The sequence below is a fragment of the Leyella stercorea genome, assembly GCF_021531655.1.
The window spans coordinates 1-13466 of record NZ_JADYUF010000064.1 but is presented as its reverse complement, the minus strand read 5'-3'; the positions used below and the strand labels follow the sequence as shown (position 1 = coordinate 13466).

The window sequence follows — 13466 nt, the reverse complement described above, 5'->3', positions numbered from 1 at the left end:
GGATTTTGGGGCTTACTGCTTAACCTTAGAAATATAACTAAGCAAATAAATAACGCCTACTGCCATTACTACAGCTGCCCAAATCTGCGGATACTGTGAGCCTGCTGCTTTGGCAGCATCGCTTGCAATGCCCATGAAGAGCGGGAATACCGTACCACCGAACAGACCCATAATCATCAGTCCCGAAACCTCGTTCTTCTTCTCGGGCGCTGAAAGCATAGCCTGCGAGAACACGATTGAGAAGACGTTAGAGTTGCCGTAGCCTACAAGAGCGATGGCAGCCCAAAGCTCCCACTTCTCAGTACCGAACACGAAGCCTACCATCGCGAGCGCCATCATAAGCACGATGATGGTGAAGAAGGTGCGGATATTGAGCTTGCGCATAAGTATCGAACCGGTGAAACAGCCGAGTGTACGGAATGCGAAGTAAAGTGATGTGGCGTATTCGAACTGGCTGAGCGTGTCGCCTTCGCCACCCAGACGCTCCAGGAGAATCTTAGGAGCCACAGCGTTTGTACCAACGTCGATGCCCACATGGCACATGATGCCGATGAACGAGAGCAGGATGATGGGCGAGCCGAGCATCTTCAGACAATCAACGAAGCCTGAAGCCTTGCCCTCAATAGGTTCTTCCTCAATGCTGGTCATGCCGAGCCACAGTGTGGCAATCATACCCACTACGAAGAAGAGGAGGAACAGAATGCGCCAGCTGAGTCCGAAGATAGGAGCTGTAGTGGTGGCGCCCCATGCTGCGATGAGCGGAGCGATGAACGAGGCGATGGCCTTGACAAACTGTCCGAAGGTGAGTGTCGAAGCCAGATGGCCCTTGACGAGCATCGTCACCAGCGGATTGATTGATGTCTGCATGATTGCATTGCCTATGCCGAGGAGCGAGAACGAGATGTACATCAGCCAGAGCTGGCTCTCCTTGGTAGGCATGAAGCTGTCGAAGAGGGGCAGGAACACTGCCAGGGTGGTGATTATTATAGAGAGGAGAACAGTCTTCTTGCGTCCGATCTTGTTCATCAGCATGCCCGTGGGCACTGAGAAGATAAGGAACCAGAAGAATACGAGCGAGGGAAAGAAGTTGGCTGCCGAATCAGACAGTCCGAAGTCTTCCTGCATATTGTTTGATACTGCGCCGACGAGGTCGACAAATCCCATTGTGAAGAATGCTATCATTACCGGGATGAGCGTAAGTTTGCTTGAGTTTGAGTTGCTCATTTTGGATATAAACTTTTTAGTTATTAGCTGATTTTTTTAAAATCTCTGCTGCAAAGTTATTGTTTATGCAGCAGAGATGGTACAAATAATGTTTCATAGGATTGCAAAAATGTATCATACAACATATCTGCAATGATTGTAACATTACTTCAGATTATACACCGCATATTTGCCCTTGCCCTTGATGACTATCTTGTTGTAAGGCTTGGTGGGGAATACGAGGTTGGTCATAGCCATGCGGCCCTCGGCATCGAATGCCTCAATGCTGCTCTTGTCGATGAAGAGTCGCAGGTGAGTCATCTTGCCATGTACGGGTGCTGTTGTGACGGCAGCGAAGTCGTCGCTGAAGTCCTTGAGTCCGCTCTTGGTGCGGTCCATTGTGAATGTGCGAATCTTGTCGTCGTAAGTCATAACCACCTGCTCGCCCTTTTCGTTGTAGAGTGTGATGGTGGCACTACCCTTGAGTGTAACTACCACTTCGCACGATTCGCTCAGAGTCTTTGTAGGCTTCTTCGGACGTGCAGCTGTAAGCTCAGGCGACGGAGTTACGCCGCAATATGTATTGCCTTCGTATTCGTAGAGGTCGAGGTCGCGCGGAATTGAGTTGCCCGAGCGATACTGCTTGGTTGGTACCTGGTTGGCATACTGCCAGTTGCTCATCCATGCTATCGCCACGTGGCGTCCGTTGGGAGCGTTGTCGAAGGTTACTGTGGCATAGTGGTCTTTGCCGTAGTCCATCCATCGTGTCACCTCGGGTGCTGTCTCGCATGTGAATTTCTTACCGTCGAAGTCGCCTACGAAGTACTGTGTGGCTGAACCACCGAACGGACCGCCAGGGTTGATATTGCAAATGAGCATCCACTTGTACTTGTCAGTGCCGCGTACACGCAACTTCATAAGGTCGGGACATTCCCATACACCGCCATGATTGCCATATTCGGCGCCAAACTGGCTTTCGAGTGTCCACGCCTTGAGGTCGTCTGACGAATAGATGTTCATGTGCTGACCTTCGGCGAGAATCATGTTCCACTTCTTGATGTCCTCGTTCCAGAACATGTGCGGGTCGCGGAAGTCGGGAGTATTGCTTGTGATGACGGGGTTGCCATCGTATTTTATGAATGTCTTGCCGTTGTCGGTGCTGTATGCAAGGCTCTGTGTCTGGTTCTCGCCAGCCGTTGTATACATAGCAACTACTGTATTCTCGCCAAATCCGGCAGTGTTGTTATGGTCTACTACAGCCGAACCGGAGAATATCGTACCCCATGCGTCAGGCTCAACTGCCTTACCCTGAAACTCCCAGTGCATGAGGTCGGTCGACGTAGAGTGTCCCCATGTCATGTTTTCCCACTGCGATCCATAGGGATTGTACTGGAAGTAGAGATGCCACACGCCGTCCTTGTAGAACATGCCGTTAGGATCGTTCATCCATCCGTATGCCGGAGTGTGATGGTATACGGGACGATACTGCTCGCGGTTGGTCATGTCGAACGAGTCGGCATACTTCATGTTCTTCCAGCATGTGAAGCTCGAAACACCACCATCGTTACGATAGGTGCCATTGGCATGAATGTCGAGAGAGATGTTCTTGCTGTTCTTGTACTCGCTGATGTAGAGCGGCACATAATAGTCGATGTGGTTGGAAGCGAGACGGATGTTGAATGCCTTGACCTGACTGTTGCCGTCAATCACCTTGACATTGCACATCTCTGCCTTCTCCTGCACCGGCAGGAGAAGCACTTTCTGTGAGTTGTCTACACGGTAGATGCAGTGGTTGCTGCTAAGGAAATTAGCCTGTTGTGCCGAGGCAGCCATTGCAAGCCCCAATACAAACGATGTTGCCGCAGTACGGCTGAATAAATTCTTGTTCATATTAATATAGGTTTTTAAATTATCCAAAAAGTTTGAACTGTAGGTGTTTGGTTTCTGTCGCAAAATTACATTTTATATTATAATTGGTATATGACTTATGTTTCCAAAACTTGTAAGAATTCGCCGATGAAACAAATCTTGCATCAAATGTCAAATCTGTTGGTTGCTTGTTATCGATAAATTATTTAATTTTGCTATTGGAAACCCAATAAACCTATCTTTTTATGAAACCCAAAACTTATCATACATTATTAATACTGTTAGCAACGCTAACACTCGCCACCAGCTGCACTATCAATTATAAATATAAAATAGGTGTGTCGCAGTGTGTGGGTGGACGCTGGCGCGATAAAGCCAACATTGAGATGCTATCGGCACAACATCTCTATGACACCGATGTTAAGGTGATTATAAAGAATGCCGACAATAGCAACGAACGCCAATGCCGGCAGATAGACAGTCTTGTAGACGAGGGGGTAGACCTGCTCGTGGTTTCGCCTAATGACTATCATGCCCTAAACAAGAGTCTGCAACGTGCCCACGACAAAAACATCCCCATTGTCTTCTACGACCGTATCACAGCCATGAACGACTATACCGCTTATATAGGTGGCGACAATGTTGAGGCTGGACGCAAGATGGCGGAATATGCAGCAATGCTGTGTCGTGACAGCGTGAAGGCGGAAGGTCGACGACCAATTGTATTGGAAATGAGTGGACCATCAGATATGTCCCCAGCTGTACAACGACATTCTGGTTTTAGCGAAACAATGAAACAATATCCATCCATTGAGTATCATCATGTGCCAGGTCAATGGTCATACGAAGACTGTAAACGTATAATGCAACGATGGTTGAAGGATGGCAAAAATGTAGATGTTGTATTCTGCCACAGTGATTTTGTTGTTTTTGGTGCTTATGAGGCAGCCAAAGAATTTCACAAGGAGCACGACATCCGTTTTCTTGGTATTGACGGGCTACCTGGTGAAGGCATAGACGCTATTCAAAACGGACAGCTCGCAGCTTCATATATCTACCCTACCCATGGCGAGGAGGTGATAGCTCTTGCCGTGCGCATTCTTGAGGGCAAACCATTTGAACGTGTTAACAAACTGGAGAGCTTTGTTATAACACCGCAAAATGTAGCCGACATTTCGCTGAGTAGTAACTCGCTAATGAAGCAAAACCAATATCTTGCTACGATACAATCTAAACTTGAGACTTATCTGGGCTTCTATCACATACAACGTGCTCTGCTCATTGTGTCAATGCTCGTCATCTTGCTATTGGCTGTGGCTGTTTTCACCACATGGCGTGCCGTGCGTGCCACACGTCGTGCCAACCGCCGCATGCGTGAACTGAACGACGAACAGACACGATTCTTCACCAATGCGTCACATCAGTTGCGCACTCCGCTTACGCTTATAGCTGGTCCCGTCAACCAACTGGCTGCTGGCAATGGTGATTCGCAGCAACTCATTGACATCATTAAGCGCAACGTGGAGCAACTGCAACGCCTTGTTGGTGACGTATTGCTGTTCCGTCGGGAGAATCGCGCCACCATCGATGACTCCACCGCTACTACCGACGAGCAACTCATTGCAAGCCAAAAGTCGGTGCAGGAGAGTCGTCACGACACTCTGATTAACGACAATGCCGACGAACTCGCCACCGTACTTATCGTTGACGACAATGCCGACATGCGTGCCTATCTGCGCACACTCTTGCTCGACCGCTATTATGTGATAGAGGCAGCCGACGGCCAGAGCGGACTGAAACTTGCCGTGGAGAGTGTGCCCGACATTGTGGTGTCGGATGTGATGATGCCAGTAATGGACGGACTTACTTTCTGCTCACGACTCAAGCAACATGAGGCTACAAGCCATATTCCGGTGCTGTTGCTCACTGCCCGCAGCAGCGAACAGCAGTATATTGAGGGTATGCAGACCGGTGCCGACATGTATATGACCAAGCCGTTCAGTGCCGACCTGCTTGTTGCAAACATAGCATCGCTTCTTGCCAATCGCCAGAAGCTTCGCCAACTGTTCAAGACTCAGAATTTGTCATCAGCGCTGCCAACCGCAAATCAACATTCGACGCTCAACACTCAACAGCCAACATCCACTTCGCCCGACCGACGATTCCTCGATACATTCCTCAAGGCAATGGAGAAGCATATGTCGAACACCAATCTCAAGATTGAAGACCTCGGCGACGAAGTGGGACTGTCGCGCGTGCAGCTATATCGCAAGGTGAAAGCCCTTATGGGCATGACTCCCGTTGAAATACTGCGCGAGACACGACTCAAACGAGCCATGCAACTGCTCAAAACCACTGACAAGACAGTATCCGAAATTGCCAACGAAGTAGGATTTGCCACTCCAGGCTATTTTTCGTCATGCTTTAAAAAACAATATGACAAATATCCTACAGATATAAGAGAGGAAATGAAGGTTTAGTTTACATAACTAATAAAATAATTGGCACAACAGAACAAAAAACTCAACATTTTTGACTATCCAGTCAACGATTGTTGCATGTAACATGAGTTATATTTTGTGAACGATTCATGAAATGTCACTTATTTTTTATCCTATAACTTTGCAACCGTTATAAGACGCAAACTTAAACCAAAAACAAAAACGTATATCTTATGAAAAAAGCAAAAGTAGCTTTAGTAAGTATGCTCATGCTTGCCGGATCTGGCATGTACGCTCAGACCAACGGCATTGGCGGAACGGTGACTGACAATACGGGTGAACCTATTATTGGTGCATCAGTGAAAGTTAAGGGATCCTCAAACATGGGCACTGTTACCGACATTGACGGTAACTTCAAACTCAATGTAAAACCCGGCGAAACCCTTATCATCTCTTATATAGGATGTAAGGACCAGGAAGTGAAGGCTGGCGAAAACCTCAAAATTGTACTTCAAGACAACTCTGAGGTATTGGGCGAGGTAGTAGTGACTGGTTATCAGGTGCAGCGTAAGGCCGACTTGACTGGCTCGGTGTCGGTAGTAAGCACCAAAGACCTTAAGTCATCAGCCGATACTGACCCTATGCGTTCGCTGCAAGGAAAAGTTCCAGGCATGACTATCACCACCGACGGTTCGCCTATCGGCACGGGTACGGTACGCATACGTGGTATCGGTTCGTTCAACTCATCACAAGATCCACTCTTCGTTATTGACGGTGTGCCTACAACAACGGCCCTTAATTCGCTCAACATGAACGATATTGAAAGTATGCAGGTGCTCAAGGATGCTGCTTCGGCATCTATATATGGTTCGCGTGCAGCCAATGGCGTAATCATCATCACCACAAAACGTGGCAAGAAGGGAAGCAAGCTGAATGTCGATTTCTCAACAAATCTCACGGCACAGTTCTACAATTCGCAGTCGATGATGAAACTCTGCAACACATCTGAGTATGCTACAGCAATGGCTCAGGCTGCACTCAACGACGGCATCGACCCCGTTGCCTATGCCCGCAACTATGGTCTGGACCTCAACGCCACTACCGGACGCACCATAAAGGCATACGACCCGTCTACAGGCAACTACAATTCATATACCGTCAATGGTGCATACGATGGCTACATCAATGCCAAGAAGACGATGAGACTGTCCGATACCGACTGGCTTGACGAGATTTCACGCACCGGTTTCATGCAGAGCTACGACCTCTCTCTGTCGGGTGCCACCGACAAGTTTACTGGTCTTTTCTCGGCAGGATACAAGAAGAACAACGGTATATTGAAGTATTCTAACTTTGAGAACTTCTCAGCCCGATTCAACTCTACTTACAATGTCAACAAGATTGTAAGTGTAGGCGAGAATGCTACAGTCACTTATTCAAAGCAAGTAGACTGCGCACCAATGGAGAACGCGCTGAAGATGTCGCCAACCGTTCCCGTATATGAGGAAGACGGCACTACATTTGGCGGACCAGTGGGTGGTATGAGCGACCGTCAGAACCCTCTGCGCGAGATGTATATGAATCGCGACAACGCCCTGAAGATATGGCGTGTGTTCGGCAATGCTTATGTTGATGTCAAGCCATTGAAGGGTCTTGTGCTCCGTTCTAACTTCGGTCTCGACTATTATCACTCGTTCATTCACTCAATGAACCATACATTCAAGTCGGATATCGTAAACAACGATATTCCGAGCACGACACTCTCTGCCCACGACGACGTTCGCTGGACATGGAGTAACACTGCCAACTACAACTTCAAGATAGCACGCGACCACGACTTTACGGTGCTCGCTGGTATGGAGCTTCACAAGCAGACTGTTGAGGATGTGGGAGCCTACGCCCAGACCTTCGTAATAGAGGACAAGGACTATATGTGGCCCGACGCTGCAACAGGTATTGAGAGAGCAACAGGTATTGGTTCTGGATACACATTGGCATCATTCTTCGGAAAGGTCGACTACAACTGGCAAGACCTCGTTCTCGCATCATTCACTATACGTCGCGACGGCAGCTCACGTTTTGGCAAGAACAACCGTTATGGCAACTTCCCCGCTGCCACACTCGGCTATCGTCTTTCGAAGAACCTGAAGGCATCTTGGATTGACGATCTTAAGATTCGTGCATCGTGGGGTAAGACCGGTAATCAGGAGATTTCGAACACTGCCCGCTACGGATTGTATGTTGCCGACTACGGAGCAGACCGCGTAACGTCTACCGCTTACGACATCTTCCGTCAAGGTACAGGCATCTTCCCTTCTGGATTCCGCGCCACACAGACAGCCAACGATAATCTGAAGTGGGAGACAACAATACAGTATAACGTTGGTGCCGACTTCTCAATGTTCAATCAGGAACTCTATGGAACTGTCGATGCTTATATTAAAGATGTAAAGGACATGCTCATCTCGCCGGCTTACCTTGGTGCAATGGGTGAAGGCGGAGCAAGTTGGTCAAACGGTCCGTCGCTCCGCAACATAGGTATGGAGGCCAATGTGGGCTATCGTCATACTACTAAGTACGGTTTGCGCTACGACGTATCTGCCAACATCGACTTCTTCCGCAACAAAGTGACATATCTGCCATCTACTACCACTGGCTCGTATGCACACACAATGAAGGAGAACCTCGTGCAGTCAAAGCAGCCTTACGGCTCTATCGTGGGTTATGTTGTTGAAGGACTCTATCAGAACGAGGACGAAGTGAAGGCTTCAGGCCAGCCCAACGCACGTGTAGGCGGATTGAAATATGCCGACCTCGACGACAGTGGCACTATCGATGCCAACGACCAGACTTGGATTTTCAATCCGGTACCCGACTTCAACTGGGGTCTGAACGTACAGCTTGGCTACAAGAACTTCGACCTCTCGATGTTCTTCCAGGGTGTATGTGGTGTGGATGTGTATAACAACCAGAAATTCCAAACCGACTTCTGGAGCATCACAGATGCTGGAAGCAACAAGGGCAACCGCATGCTTGGAGCATGGACAAAGGACAATACATCGTCTTCTATCCCTGCCCTTACCACAAACAATACTGGCGACGAGGGACGTGCATCGTCATACTTCGTAGAGCATGGCAACTGGATGAAGCTGCGCACGCTTCAGATTGGCTACAACTTCGCTGACTCGCTCTTGAAGAAACTGCACATGACATCGGCTCGTGTATATGTTTCAGGTCAGAATCTATTCACATTAAAGAGCAACAGCTTCACCATCTCCGACCCCGAGAACCCCAACTGGGCTTATCCTCACTCTTCGTCAGTGTCGTTCGGACTGCAGGTCAGCTTCTAATATAAGTTGGAGACATATATATAATTGGTGTATATAACAAGGTAATCCAAACAATTTAAAGAATCCAAACAATGAAAAATCTATATAAATACATATTCGCAGCGATGCTGACACTTACCACAGCAACATCATGCAGCGACTTCCTCGATGAGTCACCGAAGGGTGTCATTGACGAAGAAAAGGCTTTCAGCCGCCCCGATGAAATGGTTACTTCGGCTTACGCCATGCTCGGCGACTGCTGGTATTCGTATCCGTTCAACCTCTGGCCTTATGGCGACTTGTCGTCAGACGATTGCTTGAAGGGCGGTTCGGGAACCACCGACACTGGCTATCATCCAATGGAGATATGGTCGACAATGACCTCTACGTCTGGCGAATTTGACGAACTCTGGTATCGCCTTTATTGTGCTGTGAGCCGTTGCAACCGTGCGTTGCTCTCGCTTGAGCAGTATGGCAACACCAAACTGGGCGAAGAGACATGCAAGCAGCGTATAGCTGAAGTGAAATTCCTCCGTGCTCACTTCTACTTCAAGCTCATCACCATGTTCCGTCAGGTGCCTTGGATTGACGAGAACGTCACTAAGAACAAACTTCAGGAGCAGACTCGCAACGACGAGTTTACATACGAGCAGCTGTTCGATAAGATTATAGCCGACTTCAAGGAGGCTTACGACGCGCTGCCAGAAGTACAGAAAGACAAGAACCGCGCCAACAAAATCGCTGCTGCATCGTATCTCGCCAAGTGCTATCTCACCCTTGCATACGGTGACGGTTATGAAGCCACCAACGGCTACGACCATATCAACAGAGAATATATGCAGAAGGTGGTGGAATATACCGATGTTGTGAAGAACTCACCCGATTACGGTTATCTTGAAGACTATGGCGATATCTTCCTCCCCGAAGAGAAGAACAGCAAGGAAAGCATCTTCGCTGTGCAGACTTCCGACTACAAGAACGACAACACAACATTCGGTCGTGCCAACTGGAGCAATGTGCTCAATGGAGTATGGGGCATGTGGTCGTGCGGATGGGATTTCCACAAGCCGTCGCAGGATCTCGTTAACGCATTCAAGACAAAGAACGGTCTGCCCGAGTTCGACGACTACAACACGTCCATCGCATATCCTATAAACGGCGAACCGAACGCCCAGAAGTGGGATCCGCGCCTCTTCCACACCGTCGGAATGCCTACCTTCCCATACAAGTATGAACCTGAATATACGCTGACAAAGGCAAACAGCCGCACACCTAACACTTACGGCTACTACTGCTCGATGAAGGAAGTGCCACAGCGCTCTAAGGGCGAGACCTACAACGGATCATGGCAGGCGTTCGCTATGAACGACTACGTGTTCCGCTACACCGACGTGATGCTCATGCGTGCTGAGGCTCTCATCGAAACTGACAACCTCGCTGAGGCTCGCTCTATCATCAACGACATCCGTCAGCGTGCAAAGAACTCGGTAGACAAGCACATCGCATACGCTGCGAACCAGTGTGACATAGCACTCTACCCCGAGTCTTACTTCCAGAACAAGGAGACTGCACGTAAGTGTCTGCGCTGGGAGCGCCGATTGGAACTCGCTATGGAGAACGGACGCTACTTCGACCTACGCCGTTGGGGCATTGCTTCCAAGACACTCAACGCCTACTTCGCCAAGGAGCAGAACGACGTGTACGACGGACAGACCTACGCCAAATATCTGAAGGATGCCCACTACACAGCTGGCAAGAACGAGTTCTACCCGATACCATACAACCAGCTCTACTATGTGCCGGGATTGTACAAACAGAACAAGAACTACTAAATAATCGCTAAGGGTTTTTGTTGGAATTATAATATATAGAAATGAAAAAGTAGCGGAGGTCACTGTGAGGTGAACCTCCGCTACTTTTTTAGTACGCTCGGCATGAGCATTGTCTAACGGGTGAAAGTCCCGAGCAAGCCCTAATAGCGTGAATTGCATAGTCAAAGGCAAGGGTGTCAATCGCGAGGTGGAATCTGAAGGAAGCAGAGATCGGTAAATCGTATATGCAACACTTTTATTTATTCCACTGTTATGGGCAGCGTTGCCATGGGCAAACCTTCGGTTGAGACGCTGAGTGTTGCCGTGCCGTGCTTCAGTCCTTCCACTACTACTACCAGCTCGCCGCTGAACAGCGGCATCTCTGTAGAATTGAATGGCACGAGCGATGTTGCATCGCCGTTGCAGGCTGCACGGAATTTGGCAGCGCCCGTTACATGAAACTTCATCTTGTTGGTTGCCGTGGCACACGCATTGCCGTCCTTGTCAACTACCGATACGGTCACAAACGCGAGGTCTTCGCCCTTCGACGAGATGCTGCTGCGGTCGGCTTTCAGCACGATACGTGCCGGAGCGCTCGCCGTGCGTATTGTCTTTTCTGCCTTAGGCGTGCCGTCGTAGTCGTAAGCCACAACGCGTATCTCGCCCGGCTCATACTTCACGTTGTTCCAACGCAGACGGTAGCGGTCCAGACGTGAGCCGGGATTCTTTGCAATTCTGCCCTGACTCTTGCCGTTGACGAAGAGTTCTGCCATCGGATACGACGTGTAGCAGTAGACAGGAGTGGTCTCGCCCTCGCGTCCAGGGAATGTCCAGTGCGGCAGAACGTGCAGCGTAGCGTCGTCCTTGCGCCAGTGTGAGCGATACAGGTAGTAACGGTCTTTGGGCAGACCCGCAAGGTCGCAGATGCCGAAGTAGCTCGAACGCGACGGCCAATACTCGTCGTAGGGCGACGGTTCGCCCAGATAGTCGTAGCCGGTCCATACAAACTCGCCTATCACATAGTCGCGGTCGTCCTGCATCTGCCAGTCGTCGTCGGGCAGATTGCTCCACGGACAATACTCAACATCATAACTTGAACACTGGCCGTCGGCATACTTCTTCGAGTCGGAAGGCTCGACGGGGAACTTATATACGCCGCGCGAGCTGACTGTTGAGGCTGTCTCAGAGCCAAGGAGAAATCCCTTAGGCAGCTGACGTATGTTCTTGTCGTACTTGTGTACACGATAGTTGAAGCCCGGAACGTCCATCACTTGGGCAAAGCCCGAATTGAGCGCAGCCTCAGCCTGGTCCATTCCCTGCGTTACGGGGCGTGTCGGGTCTAAATTATGACATAAGTCCTGCAGATGCTCGGAGATGTTACTGCCCTCCTCACTCCATTGTTCGGGTATCTCATTGCCTATGCTCCACATGATGATAGAGGGATGGTTGCGGTGGTTGAGCACAAGGTTTTCCATATCGCGGTCAGCCCACTGCTTGAAGTTGAGGGCGTAGCCGTTCTTGCATTTAGGATAAATCCACATGTCGAAGCTCTCTGCCATCACCATCATACCCATCGAGTCGCATATCTCCATCTGCCATGTCGATGGCATATTGTGAGCCGTGCGTATGGCGTCGCAACCCATATCCTTCATTGTGCGTATCTGTCGGATGAGTGCAGCCTTGTTTACTGCGGCACCTATCGGACCCAGGTCGTGATGCAGACACACGCCCTTTATCTTACGCGAAACTCCATTCAGCTGGAAACCGTCATACTGCGCCACACGTACCGTACGGATTCCCACCTTCTGCTGAGTCTGGTCTATAAGCTTGTTGTTGCGGTATAGGCGTGTGACGAGCTTATATAAATAAGGTGATTCGGGCGACCATAGCTGAGCATTGTCCACAGTCAGCGTCTTCACAACATTGCCTTGAGCGTCGAAGTCGCCGTATTTGAACTGCGCCACAACCTTGCCCGTGGCATCGACGAGTTGGTTTTCTATCGAGAGAGTCTTGTCTACATTATTTATATTGGTGCAGATGCTCACCTCAGCCTTGCCTTTGTTTATCGACTCTGTGCGGAAATAGCAACCCCAAGGATTGATTGTTGCCGCGTCGGCATTCATCACGAGTTGTACGGGACGGTACAGTCCGCCACCCGGATACCATCGCGAACTCTCCTCGCGGTTGTTGAGGCTCACGCTAATCTCGTTCTTTCCTTTCTTCAAGTATGGCGCAGCATCAACACGGAAGGCGTTATATCCGTAAGCCCAGTGGCCCGCCAGCTTACCATTAATATACACATGAGGGTCTGCCATGGCTCCGTCAAACTCCAGAACAGCCGTCTTGGGCAGTCGCTTCAAGTTGACAGTAGTCTTATAGAATCCACGTCCTATCCAAGGCAGAGCGCCCGAGCGTCCCGACTTCTCCGTCTTCTCCTTTTCGCCGTTCTGCTCTATGGCAACATACTGAAGATCCCACTTCTTGTCGAAGGGTCCGTTTATCGCCCAGTCGTGCGGAACGGTGACAGCTTTATAGTTGATGCTGTCGCGAGAGAACTGCCATTGCTTCAGGCTGATTGTGCTGCGTTGGGCAGAAGCGGTGAGCGATGCAGCGAGAGAAAGGGCGCAGAAGCCCCAGAAGCCCCACCCCCTGCCCCTCCCCCGCAGGGAGGGGAGAGGTATGCTGTTGAGCATGTTAGATATTAATGTATATAAACGATTCATTGATTATATATTAAATGACTCAAGTTTCGGATTTAGACTTTGAGGTTGAATTTATTGTATAAAAAAGGCTTTGAGTATTTCCGTATGTCA

Annotated in this window: 6 protein-coding genes; 3 read left to right on the top strand and 3 right to left on the bottom strand. The window is 49.5% G+C overall.

Annotated features, from left to right (window positions below; translation table 11 throughout):
• Positions 1–12: 12 nt before the first annotated feature.
• Positions 13–1224 carry an MFS transporter gene (locus I6E49_RS13300; RefSeq protein ID WP_235402918.1) on the bottom strand — a complete coding sequence of 404 codons (1212 nt, stop codon included), beginning with the start codon at positions 1222–1224 and terminating at the stop codon, positions 13–15.
• Between the two features lie 144 nt (positions 1225–1368).
• Positions 1369–3093, bottom strand: a complete 1725-nt coding sequence (locus tag I6E49_RS13295) for a DUF4980 domain-containing protein (protein WP_235402917.1) — start codon at positions 3091–3093, stop codon at positions 1369–1371.
• Between the two features lie 224 nt (positions 3094–3317).
• Here I6E49_RS13295 and I6E49_RS13290 point away from each other — a divergent pair, with 224 nt between their 5' ends.
• The 3 genes from I6E49_RS13290 (at position 3318) to I6E49_RS13280 (ending at position 10674) form a co-directional block, all read left to right on the top strand.
• Positions 3318–5552 (top strand): substrate-binding domain-containing protein, encoded by a 2235-nt coding sequence (locus tag I6E49_RS13290; protein ID WP_235402916.1) that lies wholly within the window; start codon positions 3318–3320, stop codon positions 5550–5552.
• Between the two features lie 194 nt (positions 5553–5746).
• Entirely contained in the window at positions 5747–8863 is a 3117-nt protein-coding gene (locus I6E49_RS13285) for a SusC/RagA family TonB-linked outer membrane protein (protein WP_235402915.1), read from the top strand.
• A gap of 71 nt (positions 8864–8934) precedes the next feature.
• Positions 8935–10674 carry a RagB/SusD family nutrient uptake outer membrane protein gene (locus I6E49_RS13280; RefSeq protein WP_235402914.1) on the top strand — a complete coding sequence of 580 codons (1740 nt, stop codon included), beginning with the start codon at positions 8935–8937 and terminating at the stop codon, positions 10672–10674.
• Positions 10675–10913: 239 nt separating this feature from the next.
• On the opposite strand, the gene I6E49_RS13275 is transcribed toward I6E49_RS13280, so the two are convergent.
• Positions 10914–13376 (bottom strand): glycoside hydrolase family 2 TIM barrel-domain containing protein, encoded by a 2463-nt coding sequence (locus I6E49_RS13275; RefSeq protein ID WP_235402913.1) that lies wholly within the window; start codon positions 13374–13376, stop codon positions 10914–10916.
• Between the last annotated feature and the right edge of the window lie 90 nt (positions 13377–13466).